The organism is Amycolatopsis sp. CA-161197, assembly GCF_050942255.1.
In the GTDB taxonomy this organism is placed as follows: Bacteria; Actinomycetota; Actinomycetes; order Mycobacteriales; family Pseudonocardiaceae; genus Amycolatopsis.
The window spans coordinates 1,168,064-1,182,619 of the sequence record NZ_CP192059.1; the positions used below are offsets into that span (position 1 = coordinate 1,168,064).

Genomic DNA, 14,556 nt, shown 5'->3' on the forward strand with positions numbered 1-14,556 from the left:
CCTCTAGAAGTGCAGCAGCGACTGCCGGTCGACGGGCCCGCGGTTCGCCCGCCAGGTCAGCCACTGCACGACCACCAGCACCACGAGCACCGGCACCGCGAACCACACCAGCAACGACGCCGTCTCAGGTGCGGTGAACGCGTCGGAGACGGTGAGCGCGTACCCAGGGTCCGAAGCGGACACCAGGATCGTCGGGAACCGCAGCGCACCGACCACCAGCGCCGGGGTCGCCGACAGCAGCATCGCCGCGGGCAGTGCGAGCCGGTACCGCTTGGCTCGCAGTCCGAACAGGACGGTGCCGAACGCGGCGAACGCCAGTGCCGTCACCGCGACCGCGGCCCACGAGATCCCCGAAACGGCAAGCGCACCCCACGCCGTGGCCACCACCAGGAACGTGCCGACCGGCGTGGTGAACGTCTTCGCGAGCCGCGCCGACCGGCCGGTGAGCTCCGCCGGCCCGCGCACGGCGAGGAACACCGCCCCCTGCAGCCCGAACAGTGCCACGAACCCGAGGCCCCACAGCACGGCGTACGGGTCGAAGAGCGCGAGCACGTCGTCGACCGGGTTGCCCTGGGCGTCGACCGGCAGGCCGAGCACGAGGTTGCCGAGGAACAGGCCCCACGCCAGCGTGGTCACGAGCGCGCCCGCCGTGATGCCGAACGACCACGGTCCGCGGCGCCCATCCGGCCGGCGGCTGCGCAGCTGCACCGACGCGGTGAACGTGACGAGCCCCAGCAGCAATGCCACCACCAGCACGTACGCGCCGGCGAACACCCGGCCCTCCAGGTGCGGGAACACCCCGAACAGCACCCCGACCGCCGCGATCAGCCACACCTCGTTGGCCAGGAAGAACGGCCCGAGCGCACCCAGCGCCCGCCGTTGCTTCGCCTCGTCCCGGCCGAGGCCGGGCAGCAGGAAGCCGACGCCGTAGTCGTAGCCGGCCAGCGCGAAGTACCCACCGAGCAGCAGCCCGAGCACACCCCACCAGATGGTCGTCATCGTCAGACTCCGCTCAGTACGGGAAGTTCGGGTTCCGCGGGCGCCTCTTCCGGCTCGGGCCCGCGCCGCGCGACCCGCGACATCAGCACCCAGTCGGCCACGGCGAGCGCCGCGAACAGCAGGCCGAAGGCGATGAAGGAGAACAGGACCTGGCCGCCGGGCACGTCCGCGACCGCGTCGGCCGTGCGCAGCTTGCCCCAGATCAGCCACGGCTGGCGGCCGAGCTCCCGCACGAGCCAGCCGCAGATCGCGGCGGCGAACGGCAGCACGATCGCCGGGACCATCAGGTAGTGCAGGAACCGGGCGCGCATCAGCCAGCCGCGGATCAGCAGGATCGTGCCGGCCAGTGAGCACAGCAGTGCGACGAACCCGATTCCGATCATCGCGGCCAGCGGCACCCCGACGGCGCTCTCGCCGAGCTTGTCCGGCTGGTACTTCGCCAGCTCGCCGAACTGCTCGAAGCCCTGGTTGATCGTGACGATGCTGCCGATCAGCGCCGTGACCACGCCGAACCGCATCGAGCGGGTGAAGAAGTCGACCTGCGCGGTGCGCTTGAGGAAGTGGTACGCGCTCACGCCGGTCACGAAGAAGCCGCCGGTCATCAGCGCGCCGCCGATCACGTGCGGCAGCGACGCCACGAGGGCCGGGTTGGTGAGCAGCGCGCCGAAGTCGTCGAGGCGCAGCACGCCGCCCTGCAGGTGGCTGCCGACCGGGTTCTGCAGGAACGAGTTGGCGACCATGATGAACAGCGCCGACGCGTACGCGGTGAGTGTGACCAGCCAGATCAGCGACAGGTGCAGCCACTTGTTGAGCCGGCCCCAGCCGAAGATCCACAGGCCGAGGAATGTGGACTCGAGGAAGAACGCCACCAGCGTCTCGATCGCGAGCGGGGCGCCGAATACGTCACCGGCGAATGCGGAGAGCCCGGTCCACGTGAGCCCGAACTGGAATTCCATCACGATTCCGGTCGCGATGCCCAGCGCGTAATTGATCACGTACAGCCGGCCCCAGAACCGGGTCATGCGGAGCAGCTGCGGCGTGCCGCTGATCGTCGCGCGCGTCTGCATGACCGCGGTCACGGTCACCAGACCCAGTGTGAGCAGCACGAACAGGAAGTGGAACGACGTGGTGGTCGCGAACTGGAGTCTCGCGATGGGTAGGGGGTCCATGGCGAGCGAGTGTATAGGTAGTGCGGCTACATGTAGTAGAGAAATCTATGAGACCAGGGTCATCTCAGGGTTTTCCCCGGGTCCCCTAGGAGGAACGGGGGATTACGCTTCCGGGGACAACATGAGTAGACTGCCCACCTATGAAGGCGGACACGTTGCGCGGGCACCTCGACGCGCTGCTGCTGGCTGTGCTCGACGGCCGGAAGCTGCACGGTTACGCGATCATCGAGGCGCTCTCGCTGCGGAGCGACGGCGCGCTCGACCTGCCGACCGGGACCGTGTACCCGGCGCTGCGCAGGCTGGAGCGGGCCGGCTACCTGGCCAGCGAGTGGGACGTGGTGTCGGGACGCAAGCGCCGCACCTACCGGCTCACCCGCTCCGGGCAGCAGGCGCTCGCTGCCGAGCGGGCCGAGTGGCGGGAGTTCACCACGGTGATCGGCGGCGTCCTGCGGGCGGAGGCATGACGGCGGGGGAGGTCCGCGTGAACGCGATCGAGGGGTACCTGAGCGACCTCGACCGGCGGCTCGTCGGCTGCCGGTCGACGAAGGACGACCTGCTCGCCGAAGCGCGAGACGGCCTGCGCGACGCGGCGGACGCGTACCGCGAAGGCGGCTGGCCGCACGACGAAGCCGAGCGCCGCGCGGTGGCCGACTTCGGTGGCGTCGACGTGGTGGCCGGCGACTACCAGGCGGAGCTGTCCATGCACAGCGGCGTGCGCACGCTGTGGAAGCTCGTGCTCGGCGTGCCCGCGATGCAGCTTTCCTGGGACTTCGCCCGGATTCTCACGTTCGGCGACTGGACGCGCCTGTCGACCCCGACGCCCGAGTGGTACCGCGTGGCCACGCACTTCTCCCACGGCGCGGTGTTCGTGGTGCCGGCCGTGGGGCTCGTCGCGCTGGTCTGCGCGCGGTGGCTGAGCCGGCGTGTCGACGGTGTCCGCCTGGCGCGCACGTGCGGGTTCTTCATCGCCGGCGCCGTCGGGATCAACCTCGCCTCGGTGCTCACTCTCGTGGTGGCGACGGGGTTCGTGGACGTCTCGCGGCTGTTCCTGTCCGTTCCGTGCGTGTTGCTGATGGTGGCGTATGTACTGCTGTCGGTGCGTCTGGTCGTGCTCGCGCGACGTTCCTGGGGCCGGTGTGCCACGATCGTGGCGTGACGACCGCGCTGATCTACCTCGTAGTCATGCTGCTGGTGGCCGCCGTGGTGTTCCTGCTCGCCGCCGTGGTGTTCGGCCGGGGCGAGGAGCTGGCCCCGCTGCCGCCGGGCAGCTCGCCCACGCGCCTGCCCGCCGAGGACATCACCGGCGAGGACGTGCGTCACGTGCGCTACCAGCTCGTGCTGCGCGGGTACAAGATGTCCGAAGTGGACTGGGTGATGCGCCGGCTCGGCGTGGAGCTCGACGAGCTGCGCGGCCGCGTCGCGGAGCTCGAAGCGGCCCAGCCGGAGCCGAGGCCCGCGGGTGAGTAGTGACCTGATCCTGTCCGTCGAGGTCGAGGCGCCGGCGGGCACGACGTGGCTGGCGCTCACCGACTGGCCGCGCCAGAGCGAGTGGGTGCTCGGCACCACCGTGCGCGTGCTCGAAGGCAACGGGCGCAGTGTCGGCTCGAAGATCGCGGCCACCACGGGGATCGCCGGCGTCGGGTTCACCGACACCATGGAGGTCACCGCGTGGGAGCCGCCGCTGCGGGTGACGATGCGCCACCTCGGGAGCCTCGTGCGCGGCACGGCGGCGTTCCAGGTCGTGGCCAACGGGCCGACGCGCTCCACGTTCGTCTGGGCCGAGCACCTCGACCTGCCGTTCGGGCTGATCGGGCGCCTCGGCTGGCCCGCGGTGCGCCCGGCGTTCTCGCTCGGGGTGCACCAGTCGATGAAGCGGTTCGCGAAGTTCGTGCAGGACTATTCGGTCGGTGAGCAGTGACCGAACTGCTGGGCCAGGACGGCGTCAAGCGCTGCTCCTGGGGGAACTCGACGCCGGACTACGTGGCCTACCACGACGAGGAGTGGGGCACGCCGCTGCACGGCGAGGCCCCGCTGTACGAGCGGCTGACCCTCGAGTCGTTCCAGTCGGGACTGTCGTGGATCACGATCCTGCGCAAACGGGAGAACTTCCGCAAAGCGTTCCGCAAGTTCCAGCCGGCGAAGGTCGCGCGCTTCGGCGACGCCGACATCGAGCGGCTGATGGCCGACGCCGGCATCGTGCGCAACCGCGCGAAGATCCTCGCGGCCATCAACAACGCCCGCGCGATCGCGGACCTGGACGTGCCGCTCGACGAGCTGCTGTGGTCGTTCGCCCCGGCGAAGCACAAGCGGCCGCGGACGATGGCCGACGTGCCGGCCGTGACCGACGAGTCGAAGGCGATGGCGAAGGAACTGAAGAAGCGCGGCTTCGCGTTCCTCGGCCCGACGACGTGTTACGCGCTGATGCAGGCGACCGGCATGGTCGACGACCACGTCTCGGGCTGCTTCCGGGCCAAGCGCTCGTGAGTGTTCCGTCCGGTTTCGGCCGGACGGAACACCCCCGCGGACTACTTGCCCTGGAAGTTCGGCTTGCGCTTGCCGACGAAGGCCTCCACGGCCTCGGTGTGATCGGCGGTGGCGCCGAGCGCGGTCTGGGCCTCGTCCTCGGCCGCGAGCGCTTCGTCCAGAGAGGACTGCGCGGCGACGGCCAGCACGTGCTTGATCTTCGAGTACGCCACCGTCGGGCCGGTGGCCAGCTTCGCGGCCACGGCCTGGGCGCGCGCGGCGAGCTCCTCGTCGGGCACGACCTCGCCGACCAGACCGATGCGCTGGGCCTCGCTCGCGTCGACGGTGCGGGCCAGCAGCATCAGCTCGGCGGCGCGGCCGAGGCCGATCAGCCGCTGCAGCGTCCACGACGCACCCGAGTCGGGGCCGAGGCCGACGTTCGCGAAGGCCATGAGGAACGACGACGACTCGGCGGCGATCCGCAGGTCACTCGCGTAGGCGAAGGCGGCGCCAGCGCCGGCGGCCGTGCCGTTGACCGCGGCGATGACCGGCTTCGGCATGTCCACGATGGCCTTGACGATCGGGTTGTAGTGGTCGCTCACCGTGTGCAGCGGGGCCGGGTCGTTGGCCTGCAGCAGCCCGACGTGTTCCTTCAGGTCCTGTCCCGCGCAGAACGCCTTGCCCGCGCCGGTGAGCACGATCGCGCGCACGTCCGCGTCGTCGGCCGCGGCGCGCAGCTCGGCGAGCAGCCGTTCCTTGAGCTCGACGGTCAGCGAGTTGTACGCCTCCGGCCGGTTCAGGGTCAGGGTGCGCACGCCGTCTGCGTCGGCGGTCAGGAGGACGTCGGGTGTGGTCACTGTGGTGCTCCTCTTGGCGTAATCGTGGGTCCTCCGCCGAGTCTTTCAGCCCCGCGTGGCGCATACCAGCACCGATACGGCGGCAAATGATCGGTCCGCGTTCGCGCCCGGCCGCTGATGAGGGACAATGGGGGTCAAGACCCGGCTGGCATGGGAGTGCGCGACCCGGGCGCGCCGGTTGAGACGGAGGGAGCACGCTATGGCGGCCATGAAGCCCCGGACCGGAGATGGTCCCCTCGAAGTGACCAAGGAGGGGCGGGGCCTCGTGATGCGAGTGCCATTGGAAGGTGGCGGCCGTCTCGTCGTCGAGCTCTCCGCGGAAGAAGCGAAGGACCTCGGCGCAGCACTTCAGGAGGTCACCGGCTGATTCCGGCTCCCCTCCCCATCCACTCACCGAACCCCGGTCTCCTCATGGAGGCCGGGGTCGCGGTTCGTCTGCGCCCAAAGGTTGCTCACCGTGCGTAACTCACTACCGCCTGTCCCGACCAAGCTGCCCGAGATCGAGGTCGCCGACGCGTTCCGGCGCGGCGCCCCGCAAGTGGTGCTGGCACTTTCGTCCGCGGAGCTGGAGCTCGGCGGGGTGAAGGCGACCGGCAAAGCGGGCGACGTGCAGGAAGTCCCGTCCGACGGCGCGGTCCGCTGGGTCGCGGGCCTCGGCGCCGGCGAGCCGCGCGACTACCGCCGCGCGGGGGCGGCCCTGGCGCGCGCGGTGTCCTCCGTGGACCAGCCGGCTCGGACCGTCCAGGTGGGGCTGCCCGAGGACGTGGCCGCCGCGCACGTCGGCGAGCTCGCGATGGGTTTGCTCCTGGGCGGCTACCGGTTCGTCGTGACCACAGAGGACCCGAAGCCCGCGGTGCAGACCGTCCGGCTGGTGAGCCCTTCGGCCGCGGCTTACGCGGACGAGGTCGCGCGCGTGCGTGAGCTGGCGGCCGCCGCCGCGCTGACGCGGGACCTGGCCAACGCGCCGTCGAACATCAAGAACCCCGCGTGGCTCGCGAACACCGCCGCGAAGGTCGTCGGCTCGGCCGCGGTGACCGTGAACGTGCGCGACGAGAAGTGGCTCGCGGACAACGGCTTCGGTGGCGTGCTCGCGGTCGGGGGAGGTTCGGACTCGCCGCCGCGCCTGATCGAGCTCTCGTATTCTCCGCGCGGCGCCAAGACCCACCTGCTGTTCGTGGGCAAGGGCATCACGTTCGACACCGGCGGCCTGTCGGTCAAGCCCGCCGACGGCATGCACCTCATGCGCACCGACATGGCGGGCGGCGCGGCCGTGATCGCCTCCGTGCGCGCCATCGCCGCGCTGGGTCTGGCCGTGCGCGTGACGGCGTTGGTGCCCGCCGCCGAGAACCACGTCTCCGGTGGTTCGTACCGCCCCGGCGACATCGTCCGCCACTACGGCGGCCGCACCACCGAGGTCGGCAACACCGACGCGGAAGGCCGCATGGTCATGGCCGACGCCCTCGCCTACGGAATTCAGACGTACAAACCCGACCTCGTCGTGGACGCCGCCACCCTCACCGGCGCCATGAAGGTGTCCCTCGGCCTCCGCACCGGCGGCCTCTTCTCCACCGACGACGACCTGGCCTCCCGCGTCATCGCGGCCGGCACCCGCGCCGGCGAATCCTGGTGGCGCATGCCCCTGGTCGACGACTACGCCCCCTCCATCGAAGGCGAACTCGGCGACGTCCGCCAAGCCCCCGGCGGCCCCGGCGGCATCATGGCGGCCCTCTTCCTCCGCGAATTCACGGCCGGCCTGCCCTGGGCCCACCTCGACATCGCCGGCCCCGCCCGCGCCGACAAAACCTACGACGACGTGGTCCCCGGCGCCTCCGGCTTCGCCGCCCGCACCCTGGTGGAACTGGCCGCCTCCTACTCAGCCTGACCCCTCACGAGGCCGCACACCCCATGCGGCGTTGGTTGCGCTCAACGCACCGAACGCCGCATTGGGGCGCTCTGGCTTCCACCCAACCGCCACTCGCCTGCCCAACTCACGGACCGCCCAGGCCGCGCAAACCCCACCAACCGCGGCCACCTACGCGACGGAACCTGCACCCAGCCCCGCCCCGGCACCCCGATCCGAAGCCTCCTTGCGGACGGCTCACCGGCCGTCAACACAATCCAGCTTCGGGGTGCACTCCCAACGCAACACGCCCCCGCGCAGGACCCAGAACCCCTCACACCCCACCCAACACAAACTCCCGAAAAACCCCCACAGCCCGACTAACCGGCTCCCCTCTCCGCCAAGCCAGCCCGATCGTCCTCCCCACCCCCGGCTCGATCGGCACCTCCGCCACCCCCGCCGGCGCCCCCGGCTCAAAGTGCGGCAACAACGCCACCCCCAAGCCCGCCGCCACCAATCCCCGCACGGTGTCCGACTCCTGCCCCTCGAACGCCACCTTCGGCGAAAACCCCGCCTCCGCACACAACTCGTCCGTGATCCGCCGAAGCCCATACCCGGGCTCCAACATCACGAACTCCTCATCCGCCAGCTCCTCCATCCGCACCCCCGCCCGCCGTGCCAACCGATGCCCGGACGGCACCGACAACAAAATCGGCTGCGTCGACAACACCGCCGTCTCGAACACCACATCGTCGGGAACCGGCGCCAGCAACGCCAAATCCAGCTCCCCACCCGCCAACCGGTCGACCATCTCCTGCCGCGACCCCTGCACCAACGTGAACCGCGCCCCCGGCACCTGCGCCCGGTACCCCCGCAGCAACGACGGCACCAACGACCTCCCCAGCAGATGCAGGAACCCGAGCACCACCCGTCCGCTCTCCGGCTCGATCTCCTCCCTCGCCAGCCGCGCCCCCGCGTCGACGGAAGCCAGCGCCCGCTCCGAAGCCTCCGCGAGCAACTCGGCCGCCCGAGTCAGCCGGATCCCGCGCCCGTCCGGCACCGTCAACGGCGCGCCCAACGACTCGCCGAGCGCGGCCAGCCGACGGCTCACTGTGGGCTGCGGCACCCCCAGCAACTCGGCCGTGCGTGTGACGTTCCTCGTGCTCCGCAGGGTCGCGAGGAGCAGCAGGTGGGGCGCGAGCTGGGAAGTCAGGCTTTCATGCGACACGGTATGGATTATCGCGCACAACCGTATTGGACGTATTGGTTAGCTCTCCTTACTTTCGGCAGATGTGACCACTACCGCCAGTACCACCGTCCGGGTCAAGGTCGCCGTCGCCGCTGCCGGGTTCACGTCGTTCGCGCTGCTCTACGCGCCCCAGCCGGTGCTGCCGCAGCTCGCGCAGCAGTACCACCTCGACCCCGGTGGCGCGTCGCTCGCGGTGAGTGTGGCGACGGGGGCGCTGGCGATCTCCGTGCTGCCCATCGCGGCGCTGTCCGAGGTGGTCGGGCGCCGGTCGGTGATCATCGCGTCGGTGGTGATCTCGGCGGTGCTGGGGCTGCTGCTGCCGCTCGTGCCGTCGTACTCGGTGATGCTCGTGCTGCGGGCCGTCCAGGGCGTGGCGATCGCGGGGTTCCCCGGCGTCGCCACGGCGTACCTCGTCGAGCGGCTCGGCAAGGTCGGGGTGGCGGCGGCGGTGGGTGCGATGATCGCCGGCAACTCCATCGGCGGCATGACCGGCCGTCTCGCGACGGGCTTCACCGCGGGCCCGCTGGGCTGGCGGGGCGCGCTGTACGTCGTGGCCGGCATCTCGCTGGTCTGCGCGATCGTCACCGTCGTCGCGCTGCCGAGGGGCCGGCAGCACCGGGAAGACCGCCAAACCCTGCGTGACGTCGGTATCGGCCTGCTCCACGCCGTGCGCAAACCGGTGCTCCTGGCCCAGTACGTCGTCGCGCTGCTGGCCATGGGGTCGTTCGTCGCGCTCTATAACGCCGCCGGCTTCCGCCTCACCGGTGAGCTGCACCTCTCGCCGGCCATCGCGTCACTGGTCTTCCTCGCCTACGCGCTGGGCTCGGTCTCCTCGGCGACGGCCAACCGCCTGGCGACGAGGATCGGGCGCCGTCGCGCCATCATCGGCGCGCTGCTGCTCATGGCCGTCGGCGCGGCCCTCACGATTCCGGACTCCGTGGCCATGGTCGCCGTCGGTTTTGTAGTGCTGACCTGCTCGTTCTTCGCCGCCCACGCCATCGCCAACAGCTGGGCCGCCGCGGAGGCGCCGGAGAACGCGCGCGGGCAGACCGGCGGTTTCTACACGCTCATGTACTACCTCGGCAGCAGCGTCGGCGGCGCGGTCGGCGCGGTGATCTACGGCGAAGCCGGCTGGGCCTGGCTCATCGCCGCCGTGGCCGTGTGGCTCGTGCTCGCGGCGGCCGCCGTCGGGGTGGGCACCACCGTCCGGCTCCGCCCGCGCGAGCTCGCGCACACGTGAGAACTCAGCCGACCGCCGCCACCAGCAGCCCGCCGCCGACCGGCAACAGGGCCGGGACCAGGCGTTCGTCCTCCCGCATCGCCCGCGCGACCTCGCGCAGGGCGAGCGTCTCCGGGTCGCGGCGCGACGGATCGGCGACGCGGCCGCCGGCCAGCACGTTGTGGAAGGCGATGATCCCGCCGCGGCGCAGCAGCGAGACGCCCTTCTCGTAGTAGTTCGGGAACTCGAGGCGCGCCGCGTCGACGAACACCAGGTCGTAGCCACCGGGGGTGAGCCGGGGGAGCACGTCGAGGGCGCGGCCGACGATCAGCCGCGTGCGGCCGGGCGGGATGCCCGCTTCGCGGAACGTCGTGCGCGCCGCGCGCTGGTACTCCGGCTCGAGGTCGATCGACGTCAGCACGCCGTCGGGAGCCATCCCTCGCAGCAGGTGCAGGCCGCTCACGCCGACCCCCGTGCCGACCTCCACCACGGCCCGCGCGCCGAGCGTCGCGGCGAGGAAACGCAAGGTCGCGCCCGCCCCCGAGGCCAGCGGCGCGCAGCCCAGGTCGGCCGCGCGCGCCCGCGCCGCGGCCAGTACGTCGTCGTCGGGAAGGTACCCGTCGACGTACTCGGCGCCGACCGGCTCGGCCGCCGAGGCCGCATGCGTCCCGGAACTCACGCGCGAAGGTTAGCGTTGCTTGTCGATAAATCAGCGAAGGCTCCCTGGTAAGCCCGCCGAAATAACTTCTCAGGCTGCTCTCAGTCCCGTCTCACTAGAACCATAAGGAAACCCGACAAACTCAATCTCGACCGCGCGGGAACACCGTGCCCGAGAGCAGCGTTGGCTGAGCAGAAGAGGAGAGTCGCAGATGGAGGTGCCTGCTCCCCTGATGCAGAACGCCGACAAGTCGGAACCCGAGCCGGTGACCGTGGACTCGGGCGAGGCCACCTGGACGCCCCCGTCCTGGGACGAGGTCGTGCGCGAACACGCCGACCGCGTCTACCGCCTGGCCTACCGCCTCACCGGTAACACGCACGACGCCGAGGACCTCACGCAGGAGACGTTCATCCGCGTCTTCCGCTCGCTCGCGTCGTACAAGCCGGGCACCTTCGAGGGCTGGCTGCACCGCATCACCACGAACCTGTTCCTCGACATGGCCCGCCGCCGCTCGCGCGTGCGCATGGAGGGGCTGCCGGACGACACCGACCGCATCGTCGGCGACGACCCGAGCCCCGAGCAGGTCTACACCGACACGCACCTCGACCCCGACCTGCAGGAGGCGCTCGACGAGCTGCCCCCGGAGTTCCGGGCCGCCGTGGTGCTCTGCGACGTCGAAGGCCTCTCCTACGAGGAGATCGGCGCCACGCTGGGTGTCAAGCTCGGCACCGTCCGCAGCCGCATCCACCGCGGCCGGCAGGCGTTGCGTGCGTCGCTGGAGCGCCGCCGTGCGCTCCGCGACGAGTCTGCGAAGGTGTCGGTATGACCGCTGCGCGAGGGTGGGGTCTCCCCGAGTCGCACTTGCTTCCCGATGTCGTGGTCGCGCTCGTCGACGGCGAGCTGTCGCTCGGCGCGCAGGACCGCGCGTCGGCCCATATTGCCCGTTGCCCGGGGTGCGCGGCCGAGGTCGCCGCCCAGCGGCAGGCCGTCGAGGCCGTGAAGCGCGCCGGCGAGCCGTCGATGTCGGCCGGGTTCCTCGCGAGCCTGCGGTCGATCCCGGACCACACCGAACTGCCCGGCACCCCCGACAACCTGGCCATGACGGCCGACGGCCAGCTCGTCGCCATCCAGCGCCCCGACCGCGTCGCGGGCCTGCGAGACGCGGGGGTTCTCGGAGGTACTGCCCCGTTGGGCTCGTCCACGCCGCTCGGGCACTCGTCCCACGTGCTCGGCGGCGGCCGTTTCACCCTCACCCGTAAGCGCGCCGCCCAAGGCGCGGGCGTCGTCGTCTCCGGCTTGGTGCTGAGCGCCCTGGCCCTGGTCGGCACCACCGCCGACAGCGGCGAAGGCGCCCCGGACACCGGCGGCGTGCCGCAGCCGAACGCGAACCTGCTGCCCGCCCAGATGGCCGTACCCCGCTCCGAGCCGACGCTGCCACCCCCGTCCCCGACGTCGCCGACAGCCACGCCGGTGGTCGACCGGCTGACCCCGGTCCCGGCTCGCTGAGCCGCCCGCACCGCTTCTCCAGGGGGAGGTAGCGGTGCGGGGCAACAGCCTGTGCTGCCGGTGTGTTCGACACTGCGCCGGTCGGCCTCCGGCGGTCCGGCACGCGGAGTCAGCCATCGGCCGCCGACTGCCACGTGGGCGGTTGCCCGCGTTCGAGCTCTCCGAGCCGACCCGCCGCAACGGAGCCAAACTGCCGTCGCCCGGACCATGCTGGCGGTCGCGAATCGGCTCGACGAGCGGCCCCGACCACTGCGCCAGATCGGGCCGGGAGCGCGGGGCAACAGCCATTTCACCGTCGTCTGGGCAGACTCGGACGTCGAGGCTTGGGTATCGTCACGCCCAGCCACCTGATCTCAGCCCCGGGGAATGATGACCGAGCAGCCGAACGCGAACTCCGCCCAGCCGCCTGCCGCGGGCGACGATCGGCTGGGGCCACGGCCGCTCGATCGCCCCGCCGTGGACCCGGCGCAGGAGGCGGTGTTCGGCCGGCCGCGTGGCGTCGACGGGGCGTTCGACAAGCTCTACACGCCCGCCGCCAACGGCAAGGGGAACCTCGACCTGGCCCCGCCCACGCCCGAGTCGCTGGCGGAGGCGTTCCGCCGGCCGCCGGGGGCCGAAGGGGTGGTGCTGGAGCGTCCGCGGGAGGCGACCGGCGAGCAGCCCGCGCCCGAGGATCCGCTGTGGACGGACACGCGCGACCCGTGGCGTGATCCCGCGGCCGGTGCCGTGCTGGCCGGTCCGGCGATGCCGGCGGAAGACGAAGAGAAGCCCGGCCAACGCCCGTCCGGTGCGCTGCTGAGCCTGCCCGAGGTGCTGTTCGGCCGTCGCGTGAAGCCGAAGGCGCTCGCGCTGCTCGGCGTGGTCGCGCTGCTCGTGGGTGCGGTCGGCGGGCTCGTCGGCTGGTGGATCGCCGACACGGGTTCGGCGCTCACCGGCAGCGCCACGATCTCCGAGGCCGAAGCGTCGAAGGAACGTCCGCCGGGGTCGATCGCCGACATCGCGAAGCGCGTGTCGCCCGCGGTCGTGTCGCTCGAGGTCTTCAAGCCCGGCGCCGACTCCGGTGAGCAGGGCTCGGGCGTGATGATCGACCCGCAGGGCTACATCCTCACCAACGAGCACGTGGTCACCACCGCCGTCGCCGACCCGACCGTGAAGATCACCGCCATCTTCAACGACGGCACGCGCACCGAAGCCAAGATCGTCGGCTCCGACCAGAAGACCGACCTCGCCGTGGTGAAGGTCAACGTGACCAACCCCGTGGTGATGCAGATCGGCAAGTCGGCCGACCTGCAGGTGGGCGACGCCGTGATCGCCGTCGGTTCGCCGCTGGCGCTGCAGAACTCCGTGACGTCCGGCATCGTCAGCGCGCTCGACCGGCCGATCACGGCCGGCGGCGACAGCGGCGAGCCGCCCGTGACCTACGAGGCCATCCAGACCGACGCCGCCATCAACCACGGCAACTCCGGCGGCGCGCTCGTCGACTCCACCGGCGCGCTGGTGGGCATCAACTCGTCGATCCGCTCCTCGAGCGCCGACGGCGGCAGCATCGGCATCGGCTTCGCCATCCCGAGCGACTACGCGATGAAGATCGCCAAGGCGCTGATCAAGAACGGCAAGGTCGTCCACGCGGACATCGGCATCAACGCCTCGTCCACGGTCGCCGGCTCGTCGACGATGGGCGCGCAGGTGAAGAACGTGGAGCCCAACGGTCCCGCGGCCGCGGCCGGCATCAAGGAGGGCGACGTGATCACGAAGATCGGCGACCGCCTGGTGCGCGACTCCGCGGAGCTGACCGTGGCCGTCCGCAACCACGACGTCGGTGAGGTCGTGCCCGTGCAGCTGGCGCGCGCCGGCGCGGTGCTGGTTGTCGACGTGACTCTCGGATCCGACTGATCGACGTCACATCGTCTTAAGCCCCGCTTCGTCCTTCGGGCCTGCCGGAACGCGGGGCGGCCCGGGTACTCTGACCGGGGAAGTACCGAGCGGAGGTTCACGGGTGTTCGACAGTGTCGGATGGGGCGAGATCCTCGTGCTCATCGTCGCGGGGCTCTTCATCCTCGGCCCGGAGCGACTTCCGGAAGCCGCGTCGTGGCTGGCGAAGAGCGTGAAAAAGGTCCGCGAGTTCGCCAACGGTGCGCGCGCGCAGCTGCGCGAGGAGATGGGGCCGGAGTTCGACCAGCTCCGCAAGCCGCTGGAGGACCTGCGCGGGCTGCGCAACTTCGACCCCAAGCGGGTCGTGACCCAGCACCTGTTCGACGGCGACGCGGATCCGTTGGGGCTCAACGGTTTCAACTCCACGAACGGTTCGAACGGGACGAACGGCTCCAACGGTTCCGCCGCCGTGAAGCCGCAGAGCGCCCCGCCGCAGGCCGAACCGCTCAAGCCGGGCGAGCGGCCCCCGGTCGACCCCGACGCCACCTGAGCGCCGGGTCCGTCCCCTTGCGACCCGTCCGGGTGTGACCTCGGCCGGACCTCGCGACGTCGGGTGCGCGCCGACTTGCGGCGCCGGGAACGGGCGAGTTGGCTGTGCCGGGTTGCCGATGTGGCGGCCGGCCCGGCGTGACCCGACCTCTCGCACGACCAGACGAACTTCCTG

17 protein-coding genes are annotated in these 14,556 nt (G+C 71.3%); 12 read left to right on the forward strand and 5 right to left on the reverse strand.

Features of this window, described 5'->3' with window-relative positions; all coding sequences use genetic code 11:
- Nucleotides 1-3 precede the first annotated feature (3 nt).
- Both ACQPXB_RS05830 and ACQPXB_RS05835 read right to left on the reverse strand, forming a co-directional pair.
- Nucleotides 4-999: a cytochrome d ubiquinol oxidase subunit II gene (locus tag ACQPXB_RS05830; RefSeq protein WP_386946690.1), complete on the reverse strand. Its 996-nt coding sequence runs from the start codon at nucleotides 997-999 to the stop codon at nucleotides 4-6.
- 2 nt (nucleotides 1,000-1,001) lie between these two features.
- Complete coding sequence (locus ACQPXB_RS05835; protein WP_386946691.1) at nucleotides 1,002-2,168, reverse strand: cytochrome ubiquinol oxidase subunit I; 1,167 nt, start codon at nucleotides 2,166-2,168, stop codon at nucleotides 1,002-1,004.
- A 140-nt stretch (nucleotides 2,169-2,308) separates the two neighbouring features.
- Here ACQPXB_RS05835 and ACQPXB_RS05840 point away from each other — a divergent pair, with 140 nt between their 5' ends.
- Genes ACQPXB_RS05840 through ACQPXB_RS05860 form a run of 5 tightly spaced genes read left to right on the forward strand, consistent with a single transcriptional unit; the run spans nucleotide 2,309 to nucleotide 4,652 of the window.
- Nucleotides 2,309-2,632 (forward strand): helix-turn-helix transcriptional regulator, encoded by a 324-nt coding sequence (locus ACQPXB_RS05840; protein ID WP_220246405.1) that lies wholly within the window; start codon nucleotides 2,309-2,311, stop codon nucleotides 2,630-2,632.
- A 17-nt stretch (nucleotides 2,633-2,649) separates the two neighbouring features.
- The gene (locus tag ACQPXB_RS05845) at nucleotides 2,650-3,324 is read left to right on the forward strand and encodes a permease prefix domain 1-containing protein (protein ID WP_432849961.1); all 675 of its coding nucleotides are present in this window, start codon (nucleotides 2,650-2,652) and stop codon (nucleotides 3,322-3,324) included.
- On the forward strand, nucleotides 3,321-3,635 hold the full coding sequence (locus ACQPXB_RS05850; RefSeq protein WP_360603028.1) for a DivIVA domain-containing protein: 315 nt from the start codon (nucleotides 3,321-3,323) through the stop codon (nucleotides 3,633-3,635). The genes ACQPXB_RS05845 and ACQPXB_RS05850 overlap by 4 nt, the downstream gene beginning before the upstream one ends.
- A complete protein-coding gene (locus ACQPXB_RS05855) occupies nucleotides 3,628-4,086 on the forward strand; it encodes an SRPBCC family protein (RefSeq protein WP_366575264.1) in 459 nt (152 codons plus the stop codon). Before ACQPXB_RS05850 ends, ACQPXB_RS05855 begins: the two co-directional genes overlap by 8 nt.
- Complete coding sequence (locus ACQPXB_RS05860) at nucleotides 4,083-4,652, forward strand: DNA-3-methyladenine glycosylase I (protein ID WP_366575262.1); 570 nt, start codon at nucleotides 4,083-4,085, stop codon at nucleotides 4,650-4,652. The genes ACQPXB_RS05855 and ACQPXB_RS05860 overlap by 4 nt, the downstream gene beginning before the upstream one ends.
- A gap of 41 nt (nucleotides 4,653-4,693) precedes the next feature.
- On the opposite strand, the gene ACQPXB_RS05865 is transcribed toward ACQPXB_RS05860, so the two are convergent.
- Complete coding sequence (locus ACQPXB_RS05865) at nucleotides 4,694-5,488, reverse strand: enoyl-CoA hydratase-related protein (protein ID WP_432849964.1); 795 nt, start codon at nucleotides 5,486-5,488, stop codon at nucleotides 4,694-4,696.
- Nucleotides 5,489-5,687: 199 nt separating this feature from the next.
- Here ACQPXB_RS05865 and ACQPXB_RS05870 point away from each other — a divergent pair, with 199 nt between their 5' ends.
- Nucleotides 5,688-5,855 (forward strand): DUF3117 domain-containing protein, encoded by a 168-nt coding sequence (locus tag ACQPXB_RS05870; protein ID WP_005155393.1) that lies wholly within the window; start codon nucleotides 5,688-5,690, stop codon nucleotides 5,853-5,855.
- 90 nt (nucleotides 5,856-5,945) lie between these two features.
- Nucleotides 5,946-7,370 carry a leucyl aminopeptidase family protein gene (locus ACQPXB_RS05875; protein WP_432849968.1) on the forward strand — a complete coding sequence of 475 codons (1,425 nt, stop codon included), beginning with the start codon at nucleotides 5,946-5,948 and terminating at the stop codon, nucleotides 7,368-7,370.
- 292 nt (nucleotides 7,371-7,662) lie between these two features.
- Here ACQPXB_RS05875 and ACQPXB_RS05880 read toward each other — a convergent pair whose 3' ends face one another.
- On the reverse strand, nucleotides 7,663-8,556 hold the full coding sequence (locus ACQPXB_RS05880) for a LysR family transcriptional regulator (RefSeq protein WP_386946699.1): 894 nt from the start codon (nucleotides 8,554-8,556) through the stop codon (nucleotides 7,663-7,665).
- A 64-nt stretch (nucleotides 8,557-8,620) separates the two neighbouring features.
- On the opposite strand from ACQPXB_RS05880, the gene ACQPXB_RS05885 reads away from it, so the two are divergent.
- Nucleotides 8,621-9,817 (forward strand): MFS transporter, encoded by a 1,197-nt coding sequence (locus ACQPXB_RS05885; RefSeq protein ID WP_432849970.1) that lies wholly within the window; start codon nucleotides 8,621-8,623, stop codon nucleotides 9,815-9,817.
- Nucleotides 9,818-9,821: 4 nt separating this feature from the next.
- On the opposite strand, the gene ACQPXB_RS05890 is transcribed toward ACQPXB_RS05885, so the two are convergent.
- On the reverse strand, nucleotides 9,822-10,475 hold the full coding sequence (locus ACQPXB_RS05890) for an O-methyltransferase (RefSeq protein ID WP_366575250.1): 654 nt from the start codon (nucleotides 10,473-10,475) through the stop codon (nucleotides 9,822-9,824).
- Between the two features lie 190 nt (nucleotides 10,476-10,665).
- Between ACQPXB_RS05890 and sigE the strand changes: the two genes are divergently transcribed.
- The 4 genes from sigE (at nucleotide 10,666) to tatB (ending at nucleotide 14,382) form a co-directional block, all read left to right on the forward strand.
- Entirely contained in the window at nucleotides 10,666-11,280 is a 615-nt protein-coding gene (gene sigE, locus ACQPXB_RS05895; RefSeq protein WP_366575248.1) for an RNA polymerase sigma factor SigE, read from the forward strand.
- Complete coding sequence (locus tag ACQPXB_RS05900; protein ID WP_386946705.1) at nucleotides 11,277-11,960, forward strand: anti-sigma factor family protein; 684 nt, start codon at nucleotides 11,277-11,279, stop codon at nucleotides 11,958-11,960. Before sigE ends, ACQPXB_RS05900 begins: the two co-directional genes overlap by 4 nt.
- 369 nt (nucleotides 11,961-12,329) lie before the next feature.
- Complete coding sequence (locus ACQPXB_RS05905; protein ID WP_386946706.1) at nucleotides 12,330-13,853, forward strand: S1C family serine protease; 1,524 nt, start codon at nucleotides 12,330-12,332, stop codon at nucleotides 13,851-13,853.
- 103 nt (nucleotides 13,854-13,956) lie between these two features.
- Nucleotides 13,957-14,382: a Sec-independent protein translocase protein TatB gene (gene tatB, locus ACQPXB_RS05910; protein ID WP_366575242.1), complete on the forward strand. Its 426-nt coding sequence runs from the start codon at nucleotides 13,957-13,959 to the stop codon at nucleotides 14,380-14,382.
- Nucleotides 14,383-14,556 lie beyond the last annotated feature (174 nt).

What these genes read in the sequence shown, in the direction of transcription:
- ACQPXB_RS05830 (WP_386946690.1), bottom strand. Translation starts at nt 999, where the DNA reads ATGACGACCATCTGGTGGGGTGTGCTCGGGCTGCTGCTCGGTGGGTAC.
- ACQPXB_RS05835 (WP_386946691.1), bottom strand. Translation starts at nt 2,168, where the DNA reads ATGGACCCCCTACCCATCGCGAGACTCCAGTTCGCGACCACCACGTCG.
- ACQPXB_RS05840 (WP_220246405.1), top strand. Translation starts at nt 2,309, where the DNA reads ATGAAGGCGGACACGTTGCGCGGGCACCTCGACGCGCTGCTGCTGGCT.
- ACQPXB_RS05870 (WP_005155393.1), top strand. Translation starts at nt 5,688, where the DNA reads ATGGCGGCCATGAAGCCCCGGACCGGAGATGGTCCCCTCGAAGTGACC.
- sigE (WP_366575248.1), top strand. Translation starts at nt 10,666, where the DNA reads ATGGAGGTGCCTGCTCCCCTGATGCAGAACGCCGACAAGTCGGAACCC.
- ACQPXB_RS05900 (WP_386946705.1), top strand. Translation starts at nt 11,277, where the DNA reads ATGACCGCTGCGCGAGGGTGGGGTCTCCCCGAGTCGCACTTGCTTCCC.
- ACQPXB_RS05905 (WP_386946706.1), top strand. Translation starts at nt 12,330, where the DNA reads ATGACCGAGCAGCCGAACGCGAACTCCGCCCAGCCGCCTGCCGCGGGC.